Origin of the sequence: Vibrio sp. SCSIO 43153 (assembly GCF_023716625.1) — a bacterium.
In the GTDB taxonomy this organism is placed as follows: Bacteria; Pseudomonadota; Gammaproteobacteria; order Enterobacterales; family Vibrionaceae; genus Vibrio; species Vibrio rotiferianus.
Genome location: NZ_CP071856.1, coordinates 930,485 through 947,213 on the forward strand (window position 1 = coordinate 930,485; position 16,729 = coordinate 947,213).

17 protein-coding genes are annotated in these 16,729 nt (G+C 44.2%); 11 read left to right on the forward strand and 6 right to left on the reverse strand.

The features are described from left to right. The first annotated feature begins 14 nt into the window (after positions 1-14). The 3 genes from J4N37_RS20305 (at position 15) to J4N37_RS20315 (ending at position 2,258) form a co-directional block, all read left to right on the forward strand. Positions 15-830, forward strand: coding sequence for a DUF4037 domain-containing protein (locus J4N37_RS20305; protein ID WP_045393064.1), 816 nt, complete (start codon positions 15-17; stop codon positions 828-830). Between the two features lie 74 nt (positions 831-904). Continuing rightward, the gene (locus J4N37_RS20310; RefSeq protein ID WP_004746427.1) at positions 905-1,171 is read left to right on the forward strand and encodes a DUF2999 family protein; all 267 of its coding nucleotides are present in this window, start codon (positions 905-907) and stop codon (positions 1,169-1,171) included. Positions 1,172-1,358: 187 nt separating this feature from the next. Continuing rightward, a complete protein-coding gene (locus J4N37_RS20315) occupies positions 1,359-2,258 on the forward strand; it encodes an AraC family transcriptional regulator (RefSeq protein WP_010453802.1) in 900 nt (299 codons plus the stop codon). A gap of 56 nt (positions 2,259-2,314) precedes the next feature. Here the strand turns inward: J4N37_RS20315 and ohr are convergent, their stop codons facing one another. Continuing rightward, on the reverse strand, positions 2,315-2,737 hold the full coding sequence (gene ohr / locus J4N37_RS20320; protein WP_005374640.1) for an organic hydroperoxide reductase Ohr: 423 nt from the start codon (positions 2,735-2,737) through the stop codon (positions 2,315-2,317). Between the two features lie 137 nt (positions 2,738-2,874). Here ohr and ohrR point away from each other — a divergent pair, with 137 nt between their 5' ends. The 4 genes from ohrR to drt2 all read left to right on the forward strand — a co-directional run bounded on the left by ohrR (position 2,875) and on the right by drt2 (position 7,977). After that, entirely contained in the window at positions 2,875-3,333 is a 459-nt protein-coding gene (ohrR, locus tag J4N37_RS20325; protein WP_252043244.1) for a transcriptional regulator OhrR, read from the forward strand. 305 nt (positions 3,334-3,638) lie between these two features. Then, positions 3,639-4,196, forward strand: a complete 558-nt coding sequence (ahpC, locus tag J4N37_RS20330; protein WP_005374632.1) for an alkyl hydroperoxide reductase subunit C — start codon at positions 3,639-3,641, stop codon at positions 4,194-4,196. 335 nt (positions 4,197-4,531) lie between these two features. Further along, the gene (gene ahpF / locus J4N37_RS20335) at positions 4,532-6,100 is read left to right on the forward strand and encodes an alkyl hydroperoxide reductase subunit F (protein WP_252043245.1); all 1,569 of its coding nucleotides are present in this window, start codon (positions 4,532-4,534) and stop codon (positions 6,098-6,100) included. A gap of 590 nt (positions 6,101-6,690) precedes the next feature. Continuing rightward, positions 6,691-7,977 (forward strand): antiviral reverse transcriptase Drt2, encoded by a 1,287-nt coding sequence (gene drt2, locus J4N37_RS20340; RefSeq protein ID WP_252043246.1) that lies wholly within the window; start codon positions 6,691-6,693, stop codon positions 7,975-7,977. Between the two features lie 1,066 nt (positions 7,978-9,043). On the opposite strand, the gene J4N37_RS20345 is transcribed toward drt2, so the two are convergent. Further along, complete coding sequence (locus J4N37_RS20345; protein WP_252043247.1) at positions 9,044-9,583, reverse strand: CAP domain-containing protein; 540 nt, start codon at positions 9,581-9,583, stop codon at positions 9,044-9,046. A gap of 476 nt (positions 9,584-10,059) precedes the next feature. Here J4N37_RS20345 and J4N37_RS20350 point away from each other — a divergent pair, with 476 nt between their 5' ends. After that, positions 10,060-10,755 (forward strand): VC0807 family protein, encoded by a 696-nt coding sequence (locus tag J4N37_RS20350; RefSeq protein ID WP_010453787.1) that lies wholly within the window; start codon positions 10,060-10,062, stop codon positions 10,753-10,755. Between the two features lie 97 nt (positions 10,756-10,852). Here the strand turns inward: J4N37_RS20350 and J4N37_RS20355 are convergent, their stop codons facing one another. Then, positions 10,853-12,886, reverse strand: a complete 2,034-nt coding sequence (locus J4N37_RS20355) for a TonB-dependent receptor plug domain-containing protein (protein WP_252043249.1) — start codon at positions 12,884-12,886, stop codon at positions 10,853-10,855. A gap of 201 nt (positions 12,887-13,087) precedes the next feature. On the opposite strand from J4N37_RS20355, the gene J4N37_RS20360 reads away from it, so the two are divergent. Next, positions 13,088-13,255, forward strand: a complete 168-nt coding sequence (locus J4N37_RS20360; protein ID WP_252043250.1) for a hypothetical protein — start codon at positions 13,088-13,090, stop codon at positions 13,253-13,255. Positions 13,256-13,305: 50 nt separating this feature from the next. Here J4N37_RS20360 and J4N37_RS20365 read toward each other — a convergent pair whose 3' ends face one another. Both J4N37_RS20365 and J4N37_RS20370 read right to left on the reverse strand, forming a co-directional pair. Next, entirely contained in the window at positions 13,306-14,169 is an 864-nt protein-coding gene (locus tag J4N37_RS20365; protein WP_252043251.1) for an AraC family transcriptional regulator, read from the reverse strand. 138 nt (positions 14,170-14,307) lie between these two features. Continuing rightward, positions 14,308-14,907, reverse strand: coding sequence for a LysE family translocator (locus tag J4N37_RS20370; protein ID WP_005429054.1), 600 nt, complete (start codon positions 14,905-14,907; stop codon positions 14,308-14,310). A gap of 120 nt (positions 14,908-15,027) precedes the next feature. Here J4N37_RS20370 and J4N37_RS20375 point away from each other — a divergent pair, with 120 nt between their 5' ends. After that, complete coding sequence (locus tag J4N37_RS20375; RefSeq protein WP_005450000.1) at positions 15,028-15,510, forward strand: Lrp/AsnC family transcriptional regulator; 483 nt, start codon at positions 15,028-15,030, stop codon at positions 15,508-15,510. 41 nt (positions 15,511-15,551) lie between these two features. On the opposite strand, the gene J4N37_RS20380 is transcribed toward J4N37_RS20375, so the two are convergent. Continuing rightward, the gene (locus J4N37_RS20380; protein ID WP_252043252.1) at positions 15,552-16,367 is read right to left on the reverse strand and encodes an AraC family transcriptional regulator; all 816 of its coding nucleotides are present in this window, start codon (positions 16,365-16,367) and stop codon (positions 15,552-15,554) included. Positions 16,368-16,451: 84 nt separating this feature from the next. Between J4N37_RS20380 and J4N37_RS20385 the strand changes: the two genes are divergently transcribed. After that, positions 16,452-16,694 carry a hypothetical protein gene (locus tag J4N37_RS20385; protein ID WP_010453774.1) on the forward strand — a complete coding sequence of 81 codons (243 nt, stop codon included), beginning with the start codon at positions 16,452-16,454 and terminating at the stop codon, positions 16,692-16,694. The last annotated feature ends 35 nt before the right edge of the window (positions 16,695-16,729 follow it).

Genomic DNA, 16,729 nt, shown 5'->3' on the forward strand with positions numbered 1-16,729 from the left:
ATGGAGAACCAAACATGAAAGATGCACTGCTAAGCGCTTTAATTACTGAGTTTGCCAAGCTAGAACAGGTAGAAGCCATTGCCCTAGCCGGATCCAATAGTACTCAAACCAACGACTCACTCTCTGATTATGATGTTTATATCTACACAACAAGCGATATTCCGGTTGCCACCAGAAAGGCCATCACATTCCAATACTGCAGCCATATGGAGTTAAACAACCAATTCTGGGAAGCGGAAGATAATGGACAGTTAAACAACGGAACAGAAATAGAGCTGATATATCGAAATATTGACTGGCTTGCACAAGAACTCCAGCGCGTGGTGATTGATCATCAAGTGAATGTTGGCTATAGCACCTGTTTTTGGGCAAATTTAATCCACTCAAAAATCCTATTTGACCGACATGAGAAGCTTTCGTCTCTTCAAGAAAGATATCGTATTGATTACAGCAAAGCGCTTTCAGCAGCCGTGATCGCCAAAAACTTACCGCTTCTTCACCACGCCGCGCCTGCCTATCCCAAACAAATTGCCAAAGCCATTAAACGGGATGATTACATCAGTGTCCAACACCGCTTAAGTGCCTATTTAGCCAGCTACTTTGATGTGTTGTTTGCTATCAACTTTATTCCTCACCCTGGCGAAAAGCGTTTAGTTCAGCTCGCTAAGAAATGGTGCAAAGTTCTACCTATTGGTTTTGAGGACTCAATGAAAAGCTTAACTTGTTTAGACGGGATGAAATATGACCAGCTCTCATCTGAGCTCGATTTAGCGACTCGAAACTTAATCACGGCGATTAAAGAATCGGGTTTCACGGAAAATATTGGTTGAGAGTAGAGTTCAACCAAGCTCAGCCAAATGATAAACTCCGTCTCTATTTCATTCTGTGATTAAAAGGAAATGCGATGAACCCGATTATTGCGCTGCTGAAAGAGAACAATATCAGCGACGAACAAATCAACGAGATTTTTCAGACTCTGACGCAAAACCCTCTAGCGGCAATGGCAACAATCAGCCAACTAGGTTTGCCACAAGACAAGCTACAAATGCTGATGGCGCAAGTGATGCAAAACCCTGCGCTAATCAAAGAAGCCGTAGACGAGTTGGGATTGGATTTCTCAAAGGTTGAAGAAGCAAAAGAGAAGCTTCAAAGCCAAAATCAAGGCAACTAAGTCTTAGCCATTTAGCGCTGAATATAGAAAAGGCCGTTAACCCGAGCATTTGGGTCAACGGCCTTTTTGTTTGTTGTTATTTGCCCTTGCCAGCACGCATTTATCCTACCTCAGTCTTGCAAGACTATTTGGTTGCGGTAGGCTTTGAGCAGAGAAAACAAGCTGAACAGAACAAGGAAAGAGCACGATGCGCGTCGACTACCACCAACGACTGGTTCCTGTGATTCGTTATTTAGAACAACACTTTAATGAACCGCTCAACCTGCCAGAAGTGGCCGCGCTGGCGAACCTTTCCCCTTATCACTTTCATCGTACCTTCAAAGCCGTGCAAGGCGAGACACTAGCGGATTTCATTCGACGCTTGCGCTTAGAAGCGGCTGCGGACGAATTATTCAAATCCAAGCAACCGGTATTAAACATTGCCCTAGAGTACGGATTTTCTAGCTCGCAGAGCTTAGCCAAAGCCTTCAAGCAACATTATGGCGTTACACCTACGGCCTTTCGCGACTGCGAAAACTACCAGCAATTTTCTGAGCTAGCGCGAAACAGCAAGATTGGACACGCACTGCGCAAGAATGGAAACGAACGAACCCGAAGCGATTCATATACTGGCTCTGAACTCACAACATGGAGCAACAATATGGAAACGCAAAACTTTGATAAAGCAAAATTGGCTTACGTTCGCGTAAATGGCCCTTATGGCCAAGGTTATGAAGAACCATCAGGTCGTTTGTATCAATGGGCTGGAATGAAAGGTTTGGCGGGCAATACCTGTATCTTCATTTATCACGACAACCCAGAAATCACGCCAGACGAGAAGTGTCGTACTGATATCTGCTTGATGGTGCCAGAAGATACCGAAGTACCAAAAGGCATTGAGCTACAAGACTTCCCTGGCGGTCAATACGCGGTGATACGTCAGCAAATTACCGAATTCAGCCAATACCCTAAAGCATGGGATGATTTGATGAGCAAAGTGGTTGAATCTGGTATTGAAAACGACTGTCGACCTTGCTTCGAACTTTATCATAGCTACGATCCACAAACGCATCATGCAGACGTCAGCTTCTGTACAGCCATCAAATAAACCAAAAGCCTGCGTCAATGCAGGCTTTCTTGTCTTTGTGCAGTGGTTATAACCGCTTAAATTGCTTCGCCGTTTACCGTTACTGCCACATCAATGTTGCCACGAACCGCGTTTGAGTATGGGCAAACTTGGTGTGCGATGCGCGTTAGCTCTAGCGCTTGCTCTTGTGGCATGTCTAGCTCTACCGCTAGGCTCACTGTTAATGCAAAGCCGCCGTTATCGTTCGGACCAATGCCCACTTCTGCCGTTACAGGTGCACTTTTCAGGTTTACTTTACCTTCACGTGCTACGTGAAGAATCGCGTTAGAAAAACATGCTGAATAGCCCGCTGCGAACAGCTGTTCTGGGTTAGTTGCTGCGCCTGTGCCGCCCATTTCCTTCGGGTATGACAGCTCTAGATCGAGAAGACCATCATCTGTTTTTACTTGACCATTACGACCAGCCAAAGCGGTAGCTTGAGTTTTGTATAGAGTAGTCATGCGAGTTTCCTTTTCAATTTAAGTTGCGCACAATTTAATTGCTCGCAATCTTATATCGAAGTAAAGATCGTTTGCAACTATATTGTGCACAATTTATTTTAATACTCTCTTTCTCTGTGAGCAGGTAGGCAACGCCAATGAGCCAGTGTTACACCGACAACACCATGACCGACGACGATAAACTCTTACTCGAAAACCAAGTTTGCTTCCCGCTCTACAGCGCAGCAAATGCAGTGATCCGAGCTTACCGCCCGTTGCTGGACAAGCTTGATCTGACTTATTCACAATACTTAGTGATGATGGTGCTGTGGGAGAAAGACGGTGCCAGCGTAAAAGAATTGGGGTCACAACTGCATTTGGACTCAGGCACACTCACACCACTGCTTAAACGTTTAGAAGCAAAAGGCTATGTAGAGCGTGGTCGCAGTGAAACCGATGAGCGCGTTCGCGTACTCAACCTAACCGAGCAAGGTCGTGACCTTAAAGAACAAGCCAAGTCGGTGCCAAACGCCATGATGTGTAAAATCACATTAGAGCTGGATGAAATGATCATGCTGAAGAAGTTGTGCGGCAAAGTACTCGACAAGCTGGGCTAACCAAATAGAAGCATCAGCTTCCCCACTTCCTATTAGAAAGAGCCTGCCGAGATGCAGGCTCTTTCGATCTTATTCAGACGATCCACTTAAGGTCATCATCAGTATTCTCTATTACCACTCTGCATTCATCTTCAATAAAACCTATCAAAGCAAACCCTCTTACATCGGATTTCCCTATCAAGTGAAATAGGAAATGGCTATCAATAGGATAGTTACAAGCGATTTTCCTTAAACACACTCCGATGAGAATATACTTTCCGAAAGCAACAACAGCTCAGCTTAAAACATTCAAAGGAAAGTAAATTATGATTAATACTCAAATCAAACCATTTGCAGCTACAGCGTACAAAAACGGCGAATTCGTAGAAGTTACAGAGCAAGACGTTCTAGGTAAATGGGCAGTATTCTTCTTCTACCCAGCAGACTTTACGTTTGTATGTCCAACAGAACTGGGCGACCTAGCAGACCACTACGAAGAGCTACAAAAACGTGGCGTAGAAGTTTACTCAGTATCAACTGACACACACTTCACTCACAAAGCATGGCACGACAGCTCAGACACAATCGGTAAGATTCAGTACTACATGCTTGGCGACCAAACAGGCAACATCACAAACAACTTCGGTGTGATGCGTGAAGGTCAAGGTCTTGCAGACCGTGCAACGTTCCTAATCGACCCAGAAGGTACTATCCAAGCAATGGAAATCACTGCTGAAGGTATCGGTCGTGACGCAGAAGACCTACTACGCAAAGTGAAAGCAGCTCAATACGTAGCAGCGCACCCAGGCGAAGTTTGCCCAGCTAAATGGAAAGAAGGTGAAGAGACACTAGCTCCATCACTAGACCTAGTTGGCAAAATCTAAACCACTGAAATTTAAGTTCTAATCAGTTCCCGATTTCCTTTTTCTGATTAGAACTGAATTAGAGAGCACTTCAGGTTAGATACCTTGACGACCTTCTGCCTGATTTGCTCTCTCCCCCTCAGGTTTTATCTACAGTAACCACTTTTTATTACCTATCTGAATAAGTAGGTGTGCAGTAATTGCGTAGAAAAAATCGTTTAGAACCAGGCATAGATTTTCGATAGCTAGTTCCCCTAACTACAAAATCTATAACGCAGTTATCAACGATTTTAGCTAGCAAGAATGAACAAATACTTGTTTTGATTGGTAACTATTTAATTAAGGTAGTAACAACTATGTTAGACCAAGCGATCCAACAACAACTCAAACAATATCTGGCTAATGTAAAAGAAGAAGTTCGTTTAGTGGTTAGTCTAGATGAAAGCAAAGCATCGAATGACATTTTCTCTCTAGCGAACCAAATCGCAGAGATGAGCGACCTAATCACCGTTGAACGTGACGACAACGCAAGCGCACGTAAACCAGTGATGGCGGTAACTAACCCAGCAAAAGGCACAGCACTACGCTTTGCAGGCTTGCCAATGGGTCACGAATTTACCTCTCTAGTATTGGCACTGCTTCACTCTGGCGGCCACCCAATCAAACTAGAACCAGAAGTGATTGAGCAAATCGCAGCACTAGACAAAGATCTAGACGTAGAAATCTTCATTTCACTGTCGTGTCAAAACTGTCCGGACGTAGTTCAAGCGTTCAACATGATGGCGGCGATCAACCCGAAAGTAAAAGCAACCATGATCGACGGTGGGTTGTTCCAAGATGAAGTGAAACAACGCGACATCATGGCTGTACCAAGCGTATTTGTGAACGGTGAGCTATTCGGTCAAGGTCGTATGTCTCTGACTGAAATCCTAAACAAAGTGGATGACGGCGCAAGCGAGAAAGCGGCGAAAGCACTGAGCGAAAAAGACCCATACGACGTGCTTGTTGTCGGCGGTGGTCCTGGTGGTAGCGCAGCTGCTCTTTATGCTGCTCGTAAAGGTATTCGCACTGGTGTGGTTGCTAAACGCTTTGGTGGTCAGGTTATGGACACCATGGCAATCGAGAACTTCATTTCGGTAAAACGCACTGAAGGTCCAAAACTGGCAACAGACCTAGCAGAACACCTAAAAGAATACGACGTAGACGTCGTGACTGAGCAACAAGCTGAGAAGCTAATGGGCGCAGCACACACAGAAGATGGTTTGATTCACATCCAACTTGAAAGCGGCGCAACGCTGAAGAGTAAGAGTGTCATCCTAAGCCCTGGTGCACGCTGGCGTGAAATGAACGTTCCGGGTGAGCAAGAGTACCGCAACAAAGGCGTCGCGTACTGCCCACACTGTGACGGTCCACTGTTCAAAGGCAAGAAAACTGCGGTTATCGGTGGTGGTAACTCAGGCATCGAAGCAGCTATCGACCTTGCTGGTATCGTAGAACACGTAACGGTTCTTGAATTTGCAGACGTACTTCGCGCAGACCAAGTGCTTATCGACAAAGCGAACTCACTACCAAACGTAGACATCATCACGATGGCGCAAACTACTGAAGTTGTGGGCGACGGTACTCGCGTAACAAGCTTGAAGTACAAAGACCGCAACACAGATGAAATCAAAGAGATTGAACTGTCAGGTATCTTTGTTCAAATCGGTCTGGTACCAAACACAGAATGGCTAAAAGATTCAGAAGTAGCCCTATCTGAGCGCGGCGAAATTGAAGTCGGCAGCCGTGGCGATACTAGTCTAGAAGGTGTGTTCGCAGCCGGTGACGCAACAACCGTTCCTTACAAACAGATCATCATTGCGATGGGTGAAGGTGCAAAAGCAAGCTTAGGCGCATTTGACTACCTAATCCGTAAGCAAGGTTAATCTCCAATTTCTTGAACACAAAGCGCACGGTGCTGTGTTTTCTTCCCCGGAAAACCAATCAGGGCACCGTGACAGCGATGAGTAACAAGAAATAAAATCAAAAAACCTAGAAGCCCAAAGACTTTGCCAGCAGGTATTAACTGCTGGCTTTTTTGTGAATAGATTAATCAATACCTCACTAATCTCCCCACCATATAACTCAACCATCTTTATAATATTGAATGGTTTAAATTTAATATTATAAAAAATAAAGTTCAAAATATAACCAAGATTACTATTAAACAATGTTTATATAATAAATATTGACTTTATTTACCCTAAAAGTAATATCTTCTTGCTCTGGGTAGTTAGCCTTTAATTGATCTAGAGGTGCTGAACAAGCTGTCAAGTCCACTCACTAAGCTTATTGAGTAGATTGACAGCAATACATGGATAAGCGTCTTCATAGATGTCTCCACAGTTAATGTTACAGTAATAGCATAATTGGTATTGTACATAACGCGGCTTTGACGGCTGTAATGGCCAGTTAATCCGAGAGTGTGTAAGGAATTGCCGCAGTTCTACGCTCTCGGTTTTGCTTTGGAAAAAACATGGAAAGACCATCAAACAATTGGTATCGACTACGTTCATACTTACACTTTGACCCTCCAATTAGTTTAAAAAAAGCCACATCAATAGTAACAAACCCAGAATTAGTATCCCGCCACGCATTTTACCCTCTAATAAACTATGAAATCGAAATACAAAAAGTATCAAAAGATAAGTTAACCAAAAGAGTAATAAAACGCCCTATTAAATTAAGACCAATTGCATACCCTGCGCATTTAGACTCTCAAATATACTCATACTATTCGTACATTATTTCTAAAGAGTATGAAAATCTACTTAATGAAAGTAATTTAAGTGATTCTATATTAGCCTTCAGAAAATTGGGAAAGAGCAATATAGACTTTGCATTTGATGCCTTTTGTAAAATAAAAGACTTTGGTGAGTGTAGTGTTGTAGCTCTCGATATTACTGGTTTTTTTGACAACCTTAATCATGAAAAATTAAAGAAAATGTGGTCAAAAACTATAGGCGAAGAGAGGCTTCCTCAAGACCATTTCAATGTATATAAGTCTTTAACAAAATACTCTAAAGTCGATAGGAACACGCTATACAAGCTTTTAGGAATTTCTCTGAATTATAGAAACCATACAAAAGTGAAACTATGTGAGCCTAAAGAGTTCCGCGAGAGCGTCAGAAAAAGTAAGTTAATAAAAGTCAACAAGGACTGCTTTGGTATTCCTCAAGGTACACCAATCAGTGCAATGCTGTCCAACTTATACATGCTTGATTTTGACAAAAACATAAAAGCTTTTGTTGATGGCTTCAGCGGTAAGTATTTCAGGTACTGTGATGATATTTTAATCATATCTCCTCAAGACAAGAAGGATGCAGTAATTCAACATGTTAAAAAAGAGATAGAGTTAATTAAATTATCTATCAATGAAGCTAAAACTGAAGTAAGAGATTTCGTTTTGGTTGATGGAAATCTGTATACACCTCACCATCTACAGTACTTAGGATTTATGTTTGATGGAAAAAACATATATCTTCGTTCATCATCTTTGGCTCGCTATTCTGAAAGGATGAGAAGAGGAGTCAGACTTGCCAAGAAGACAATGCAGAAATACAACAAGCAGCGTATTGAAGAAGGTAAGAGTGAAAGAGGCTTATATAAAAAGAAACTCTATAGTCGATATACCCACCTAGGTAAAAGAAACTTTATTACTTATGGTATGCGAGCTTCCAAAAAAATGGATAGTTTAGAGATAAAAAAACAACTAAAACCGCTGTACTCTCGCTTACAAGAAGAAATAAATAAAAAATTATAACCAAACACACCACAGCAAAGGACAGCTCTCCCCCTTGATAACCACATCCAAATGCATAGCAAATCATGTCGAGAAAAGGGGGAGTTGGAGGGGGTTGCAAGCACATACCCCCAACGTTGAACCTCAAACCACCAACTCCACCTAACCTCCCCTTGTATCAAACTCCGAAGCTCTCAACACAACGAGCTCAAAGGGGAGGAACGGGTTCTGCACTCACGGATAATTCAATTCACAACGCCAGCATCACCACGCGCAGAAATTAGATTGTGAATACTCGCTTAGGCTCCTTCAGAATGACGATGGGAAAGCACTGTTCTCACAGCAGAAAAGAGCACTCTCCCCCTTGAACACCACATCCAAATGCTTGGCAGACCATGTCGAGAAAAGGGGGAGTTGGAGGGGGTTGCAAGCACATAACCCAGCATTCAACCTCAAACCACCAACCCCACCTAACCTCCCCTTGTATCAAACTCCGAAGCTCTCAATACTCCGACCTCAAAGGGGAGGGACTGGTTCTGCATTCATGGATAATTCAATTCACAATGCCAGCATCACAACGCGCTGAAAATAGATTCTGAATACTCGCTTAGGCTCCTTCAGAATGACGATGGGAAAGCACTGAGCCCACAGCAGCAAAGAATAACCCTCCCCCTTGATAACCACATCCAAATGCTTGGCAAACCATGTCGAGAAAAGGGGGAGTTGGAGGGGTTGCAAGCACCTTACCTAGCATTCAGCATCAAACCAGCAACCCCACCTAACCTCCTCTTGTATCAAACTCCGAAGCTCTCAACACATCGAGCTCAATAGGGAGGAACGGGTCCTGTATTCGCGGATTATTCAATTCACACGGTAAGCATAGCAACGCGCTGGAAGTAGATTCTGAATACTCAATTAGGTTCTTTCAGAATGACTCTGTTCGTTTCACGCTCTCTCTCCGTCATTCCCGCGAACCTAGGTGAGACAGGGAATCTACTCACAATAAATTCGATCGAAAATGATTCGCAAGAACACGAACAAACAAAAGGTGGAAGAAGGTTGCAAGCACCTAACCTAGCGTTAAGCCTCAACGCTGCTTAGCAAACACTTGAGTCCAATAGTAGCGATAGCTTGCTGACTGGTTTTCAACCATGGATGCACCCATTTTGTCGAAGTTGGCATTCATGATATTGAGACAGTGGCCTTCACTTGATAGCCAAGAGTTCATCACGGCATTAATTGAGCTTTGCCCAGCAGCCACGTTCTCACCAAGTCGACTCCAAGCGTAACCCGTCGCGTTGACTCGGCTTGAAAGCGTGCTGCCATCCGACCCTGTGTGGCTCATAAAATCACTGTTTGCCATATCACTGGAGTGCCCATAAGCGGCGCTTTCTAGATCGTAACTCCAAGTCAGTGCGCCAACCGGTGGCATTGTTTTAAAGCCACATTGCTGAGTTTTAGAACGAGCATCGTTTACGGCGGCCAGCATCTGCTCGGAAAAAGTGGTTTCTGTCGGTGGTGTATCTGGGGATTGTGAGCCGCTGTCTGCAGGTGATGACGAGTCTCCATCGCCGCCACATGCGCTGAGAAGTAGCGCCAATGCTGGCACTAAGAACTTTGTTGGCATTGTCTGTCCTTATATTCATAACGAAAGGCAAAATACGCTTTCGATAACCAAGAGCGATAACCTAACAAAAATTCATTTGAGCGCCATATGGTGCAGAGTGTTTTGACCAAATACTCACGTGGCGTTTTCAATAGCCGAATTTGCGCACAGCTCAAACCTATTTCACTTGCACTGAAAAGGAAAAACTTACCTGCTCAAAGAGGTACTTCTTTCCTACCAATAGTTAATTGCAACCTTGTTTACCTAAACTTTGAATATTTATATTTTTCAATTATTTATATTATTTAATCATCACATTTATAATTGTGTATGTTCCCTATCAATCCTTTAACACGATACACTTAAATGAATTAGATTTACGTTCATTTCATAAGTCGTTACACAACTCGGGGCTTTAGGGCTTTACATCTGGCGCTAGGAGTAGAACACTTCCCCCAAAGTAAAATCGAAGCCGACATAGTAGAGTCAGTAAAATTATGAGTAACACCACGGCGAAAAAGTCGAATCCATTAGTCGAGATCCTGTTTAACGTCATCATCCCTTCATTCATTTTGATGAAGTTCAGTGGTGAAGAGCACCTAGGAACAGCCATGGCATTAGTTGTCGCCTTGCTATTCCCGGTGGTTTACGGCGGTATGGATCTAATCCGTAATAAAAAATTCAACTTCATTTCTGCGCTTGGTTTTATCAGCGTGCTTTTGACTGGCGGTATTGGTCTATTAGAACTAGACACTCGTTGGTTGGCGTTGAAAGAGGCCTTGATCCCGGGCTTAATTGGTATTGCAGTATTGGGGTCCACCTTTACGCGCTACCCGTTAATGCAGAAGATGCTATTGAACGACACGGTTTTAAACCTACCGCTGATTAACGAGCGCTTGGAGCAAAATGGCAAAACTCAAGCATTTGAGCGCTGCTTAATGTCTTCTAACTACCTGTTCGCTAGCACATTCGCGTTCTCATCAGCGATGAACTACTTCCTAGCAACTTGGATTGTGACTAGCCCAGCAGGCACAGCGGCATTCAATGAAGAGTTGGGCAAGCTAACCCTTTACAGCTACCCAATGATTGCGATCCCGAGTATGTTGATGATGTTTGGTATTTTCTACTACATCTGGCGCCAAGTTCGCGCAATGACGTCGCTAGAGACCGAGCAGATTTTTCATACAAAGTAATCCTTGCTCAGCAGCCTTCATCAGCAAAAGTCAGATAAAAAGAACCCCGATAATTGAGAGCCAATTATCGGGGTTTTGTTTTGTGGGGGGTTATTGATTAGAAGCTGTAAGCCACTGATGCTTTGAAGTTACGACCTGCTTCGTAGCTGGTGTACTTATCTGAACCCCAAGAAATACCAAAGCCTGTGTGCTCTGCGTATTGCTTGTTGAATAGGTTGTCTACCGCTAGGTTAAGCGACAAGTCTTTTGCAAAATCTGGTACGTAAGCGGCCCACAAGTTGTGCGTTGCGAAACCTGCACGTTCAATCTTGTCACCATCTTCGTCTTTATAGTCGTTACCCGGAACGAAACGTGAATCCCAACCGAACACAAATTCATTGGTTAGATCGTACTTGAATCCAGCCTTGATGTTATGGATACGCGTTTTGTTCATTTGGCTCTTCTTGCCATTCTTCAGGTTTGTTTGGTCACCATCAGAGTATGAGTGGTTTGCGTAAAGCGCGAAATCTTCAATGCTGTAAGTAAACACGGTCTCTACACCCCAAACTTCAACATCGTATTGGTTTGCCAAGGTTGTGTTGTTCTTGGTTGGGTGCATTTGGTTGTCTAGGTCATACTGGTAAGCAGTGAAGCCAAGAATCGCATCATCCGCCATCAGCAAACCAGACATATCGTAGTCAAAGCCTGCTTCGTAGTTGTTACCCGTCATCGCTTTGGTATCAGACTGTTTAACATCGCTCGCCGCTTTCATGGTTAGCGTTTCTGGCAGTGAAGCGCCTTTGAATAGACGACCGTAACCAATACGCAGTCTTAGATTCTCAGTCGTTTGGTATTCACCTTGGAACTTAGGCGATAGTTGATCGTATTTACCCGTAAACACACCACCTAGCTTATGCACATCGTAGCGAAGACCAGTGACAAAACGGAAGTCATTAATCTCGAATGCGTCTTGAGCGTAAACACCGTAAGCCGTTACAGTGCCGCCATCCATATCGTAGTTCTTCGTCTCACCTAGTTTCGAACCAGACGTGTAATGACCGAGGCCAGAATCAATCCACTGCTCTGCTTTGTAGCCCTCGAAACCGTAAGTCAGCTCGTGATCACCAACCCAAGAGATGTTGCGGATGTCACCACCGATGGTCGTCACATTGTACTCGCGATCAGGAATAGATAGGTCACCATCTTTGGTGAATTCCCAAGCGCCGCTCACTTTATTCCATTCACCGTACTCTTCAGTTAATGCGTCACGCTCCATGTATTGACGGTTGTAGTACAGGTTGGTTTTTAGGTTCACTAAGTCGCTACCGTTATCGAAACGGTGTACAAACGTCACGGTATCACGGTTAAGTGAGTTATAGTTGTGTTCATCATCAGCGTAAAGCGCACCTGCTTTTTCACCCGATAGCTGACGTTTTCCGCCATCTTGGTAAGTGTCGAAAGTCAGTTTGAACTCGTTAGCATCGTTTGGAACGAAGACGAGCTTCACTAAACCAGATTTCAGTTCACCCTGCTTTGAAGTCACGTCATCTTTACCAGGAACGTAAAGGTCGCCGTCTTCTGAGTAGTTAAGAATACCCATCAACTGAAGTTCATCATTCAGCTTCGCGTAAACCGCAACGTTCGTCGTGAAGCGTTCATAAGCCGTTTGATACCCCGCTTTAACACGAGCACCGATGCTTTCGTCTTCCGCGAGAAGGTCGCTGGGATCTTTTGTTTCGTAGCTGAATGAGCCGTTAATTGCACCAGCACCAGACAATACAGAGTTACCGCCTAGCGTGATTTCAGCTGACTTAAGCATCGCTGGATCGAACGTTTGGTCACCCGAGTGGTGGAATAACTGGCCTTCTTGGCGCGCACCATCAATGGTCACGACAGAGTATTTATCTTCCATACCACGAATGTAAACTTTACGAGAGTAACGTGCATTACCGTCAACCGTAACACTCGGCATGGTATTCAATACGTCTTTAATATCCGACGCTTGTTTGAGTTCTAACGTTTCAGCGTTAATCTCAGTTTGAACAAGTTGATCAAGGGCAGAACCGACAACAACGATATTTTCATCGGAAGCGTGAGCAGCAAAAGAGGCAATGGCAACGGTGATGGCTGCTGATAGTGACTTCAGTTTCATAATACTACTTATATTTTATAAACAACAACGTGGTGCGAAGCATAATACAAAACATTAATGATAATTAATCTCATTTACATTCTTTACGTTAATGAGTGATTTATTTTTATTCAGGATGAGGATTGTGTCGCCAGCAAATCTGGACCGGTTGCTCTCAATATCGCACTATTCTCGAGCAATACGCTGCATATAATCCAATTCATGAAAGATTTTGAATCGTTAACGGTAGAAACGGCTATCACAGGCGGCCGCAATACGGAGTACCGAGCCTTGATTCTAAGCCCACTTCTGACAACAGGGACTGTTCTAGAGATAGCATTAGAAGAGACAATTGCGGTAAACCTCAACCATATACCGCAGTTTCGTTAATCCTTACTAAAACGCAAGAGGGATGGTTAATGCTATCCCTCTCTGCATGCCTAATTAATCGGTAGATACACTTCCGTCAATAAATCACACTCATCCACCTCGTGAACAAAGTTTAAGTACTTGAAGAAGCATGGGTATTCTCGCAGCGTTTCACCGCTTTCCGGTAACCATGTTTGGTAAAGGTAACGAATAGAATCCCCTATCGAGTGATGGCTGCCTTTATGTATCACGACAGCGCAACGCCCACTTTGAATTGTTCCTGATTGCACACCATAGGTGTTTTCTGGCACTACACCTTGATGCGAGCCAGCAATATCAAATCGAAACTCCTCTTCCGGCGTGTCGTTCGGATCAGAATAAGGAATACCAAATGTCTCACTCGATTTAATTGGCGAGAGTCCGCTGCTTTTTCTCCAAGAAATAAACTTGGCCGAGCTTTCGTAAACTAGTTCAGGGCTACCTTTATGCGTGATAAAAGCAATGTCTCTCTTCGCAAAGTCAATGATTCTTACGTTCATAGGATGTTCTCCAATCGTTGGCGACTTAAACTCAAATTGTTTGTGCCAAACCTTCCATTCTGGCTGCTTTCTAAACTGAGTCGGTGTCTGCTTAAACAACCGAGAAAACGCTCTAGAAAAAGCTTCGAGACTTTCAAAACTTGCCTCGAAAGCAATATTGGTAACACTCACTTGAGGCTCAAATGCCAAACGAAACGAAGCGCGTTTCATGCGTGATAGCAACACATATTGCATGACGCTAATACCTGTGAAGGATTTGAAGATACGGTGAAAGTGATATTTGGAACATGCCGCTACCTCACTCAACGATTCTAGCGTTAAAGTTTCATCTAAATGTTCATCGATGAAATCACAAACGGCTTTAATCCGTTTTTGTTGAAGAGTTGCGGCTGTCATTTTTCTTGGTTTCTCAGTTAGGAAGTGGGAAGAATCATACCGACCATCAAATCACTCCGCCTGATTGAAATTGCGCAGTTACGAGATGATTAACCCAATCATAGTGAGTCTTCCCATCACACCACAAGACGCATTGCCCTAAACGGGTTGGCTCAGCATAAACACCACTACTAACGCTAGGCTACTGCCCATGCATCGGTTTACCCACACTACCTTTTGTGGTGACTGAATAAAGCGGTTTAATACGGTGCCAAAGTACGCCCACGCAAACATCCCCAGCACACCAGTTCCCACCATCACGCTGATAATGATCACCACTTGAGTTAGGTAATCATTGTTTGGTGAGATGAATTGAGAGAACACCGTCAGCGACGCAACCCAACTTTTCGGATTAAGAATTTGCACCCAAACGCCAGATAAAAAGCCGGACTTTTTCGCATTCGAATCATTGTCGAGTTCCATTGTGGCAATCGACCATGCGAGATACAGCAGGTACGCCGCACCAATCCACTTTAACGCCGTGTACAAATCAGGGTAAAGGGTAAACAAACTGACAAGCCCCACACTTGCACCAACCAACATGATGATCACCCCGACTGCGTTGCCCAATACGAACGGTACGGTCGCAGAAAACCCATATCGGCTTGAAATACCTAACAGCGCGACGTTACCAGCTCCCGGCGTTAAAGAAATAGAAACGGCAAACAACAAAAATGCCGCCAACAATTGAGCACTCATGCACTCTCTCCCAAAAAGTAATCAACGAATATGGGAACAGTCTAACGATTTGGGTAGAAAGAAAATTGCTATCTGAGCTACGATAAAAGCAAATTTGAGCAGACTATTTCCAGAATGACCATGAAAAAGAAAGAGTCCACCAACTTTGAATTAGATAGTACTGATTTCGCCATCCTTGACCATATTCAGAAAGATGGTCGCATGAGCAATTCTAAGCTTGCCGAGACCGTTAACCTGAGTGAAACGCCCTGCTGGCGACGCTGGAAGAAGATGGAAGAGGAAGGTTACATTGAGGGTTACGCTGCAAAGCTAAACCGCAAAAAACTCGGTTTCCAAGTTTCTGGTTTTACTCTGGTTACCCTCGGCAGCCATGAGGTAGAAAACACCACGCCTTTTGAAGACTTTGTTGCAGAAACCGATTGGATCTTAATGTGTCACTGCATTGCTGGCAGCGCAGATTATATGGTGCAAGTGGTGGCTCGAGACTTAGACGAATACTTTGACCGCATCAGTGCGATTCGCCGCGTGAAAGGCATCAGTGCCATTCAATCCAACGTATCCGTAAAGGAAATTAAGAGTACTTTCCAGTTGCCGCTAGAGTAGTGTGATGGACGAGATTGATGCTGTAGACAAGATTGCACTCGCTATCCCCGTCGACCATTAACGCGAAACTGCTGTGGGGTGACATCAAAATAGGCTTTAAACGCTTTGATGTAAGACGAGTCGTTTTGATACCCCACGTGATCGGCAATGTTTTGGATAGAGAGCTCCTCGTCTAGCAAAGACAGCGAATAAATCAGCCGAATTTGCTGCCGCCAAAGTTGAAACGAGGTGTTGAACTCTTTGGAGAACAGGCGCGACAATGTTCGCTCAGATGCGCCTACTGTCTCTCCCCACTGTTTGAGTGACCAATCCAATGCTGGCGTGTCGGTCAGCGCTTCGAATATCAGCTTTAATCGCCTGTCTTCTGGTAGCAGTAACTGAAAGGTCTGCACGTTGTCTCTCATGATTTGATCGTGGAGTACACCAAGCAAGCGCGATACTTCCTCATCACTCACGTCCCCTTTACATTGGCGGCGTATTTCCTGTAGCAGCTCGTTCAAGAACGGCGTGAGAGTGATGGTTCTAACTTGATGCTCATACTCAGTACCGAACTTAGGGTTCAGATAGATACCTACAAATGTCGTATGGCTTAGCGCGATGGATTCATGTTGAATACCCGCAGGCACAAACAGCGCAGAAGTATGGGGGACAAGGTGCTGGTAATGATCAGTTTTGGTTTGCAATAGCCCTTTGAGCGGGAAGATGACTTGATGCCACGTGTGTTGGTGCATCGCGTCAATGTAACCTTTGGGCATGTCGATGGTCTTAACCAGTGCTGGTGAGTGAGGATTGGCAGCCATCATCTCATTGGAGGTCATAACACCGGAGTGAGAATCGATTTGGCGGGTTGGCATCATTAACTGTCCTTACATCCCTACTCTGACACAAGTTCACTAGGCTATCATGCTCGGCAAAGTGAATGAAGCCGTGAGGTGCGACGTATGCGATATCAAGTTGAAATATCCAAAGAAAACCAACTCTTATTCAAAGTCGATATTGATAACATCAACCAAGACAAGTGCGAAGCATCGCTCGAAACCGTGTTGACCAAGTTCCCTAAAACAGATGGTTATCAACGCCATGTGTTGGTTTCAGATAGCGAAACACGCTACTTAAAAAGCACAGAAAAGCGCATTGAACTACTGGCAGCGATCCCGGTATTCAAATCATTGGGCGAACGATAACGTGGTTTTGTCTCACACCGTTTGGCAAATCAGTT

Excerpts from the sequence above, each read along its gene's own strand:
- J4N37_RS20365 (WP_252043251.1), bottom strand. The coding sequence starts at position 14,169 with ATGACAGCCGCAACTCTTCAACAAAAACGGATTAAAGCCGTTTGTGAT.
- J4N37_RS20360 (WP_252043250.1), top strand. The coding sequence starts at position 13,088 with ATGAAAGATTTTGAATCGTTAACGGTAGAAACGGCTATCACAGGCGGC.
- J4N37_RS20375 (WP_005450000.1), top strand. The coding sequence starts at position 15,028 with ATGAAAAAGAAAGAGTCCACCAACTTTGAATTAGATAGTACTGATTTC.
- ahpC (WP_005374632.1), top strand. The coding sequence starts at position 3,639 with ATGATTAATACTCAAATCAAACCATTTGCAGCTACAGCGTACAAAAAC.
- J4N37_RS20350 (WP_010453787.1), top strand. The coding sequence starts at position 10,060 with ATGAGTAACACCACGGCGAAAAAGTCGAATCCATTAGTCGAGATCCTG.
- J4N37_RS20315 (WP_010453802.1), top strand. The coding sequence starts at position 1,359 with ATGCGCGTCGACTACCACCAACGACTGGTTCCTGTGATTCGTTATTTA.
- J4N37_RS20370 (WP_005429054.1), bottom strand. The coding sequence starts at position 14,907 with ATGAGTGCTCAATTGTTGGCGGCATTTTTGTTGTTTGCCGTTTCTATT.
- J4N37_RS20385 (WP_010453774.1), top strand. The coding sequence starts at position 16,452 with ATGCGATATCAAGTTGAAATATCCAAAGAAAACCAACTCTTATTCAAA.
- drt2 (WP_252043246.1), top strand. The coding sequence starts at position 6,691 with ATGGAAAGACCATCAAACAATTGGTATCGACTACGTTCATACTTACAC.
- J4N37_RS20310 (WP_004746427.1), top strand. The coding sequence starts at position 905 with ATGAACCCGATTATTGCGCTGCTGAAAGAGAACAATATCAGCGACGAA.
- J4N37_RS20355 (WP_252043249.1), bottom strand. The coding sequence starts at position 12,886 with ATGAAACTGAAGTCACTATCAGCAGCCATCACCGTTGCCATTGCCTCT.
- ahpF (WP_252043245.1), top strand. The coding sequence starts at position 4,532 with ATGTTAGACCAAGCGATCCAACAACAACTCAAACAATATCTGGCTAAT.
- J4N37_RS20305 (WP_045393064.1), top strand. The coding sequence starts at position 15 with ATGAAAGATGCACTGCTAAGCGCTTTAATTACTGAGTTTGCCAAGCTA.
- ohr (WP_005374640.1), bottom strand. The coding sequence starts at position 2,737 with ATGACTACTCTATACAAAACTCAAGCTACCGCTTTGGCTGGTCGTAAT.
- ohrR (WP_252043244.1), top strand. The coding sequence starts at position 2,875 with ATGAGCCAGTGTTACACCGACAACACCATGACCGACGACGATAAACTC.
- J4N37_RS20345 (WP_252043247.1), bottom strand. The coding sequence starts at position 9,583 with ATGCCAACAAAGTTCTTAGTGCCAGCATTGGCGCTACTTCTCAGCGCA.
- J4N37_RS20380 (WP_252043252.1), bottom strand. The coding sequence starts at position 16,367 with ATGATGCCAACCCGCCAAATCGATTCTCACTCCGGTGTTATGACCTCC.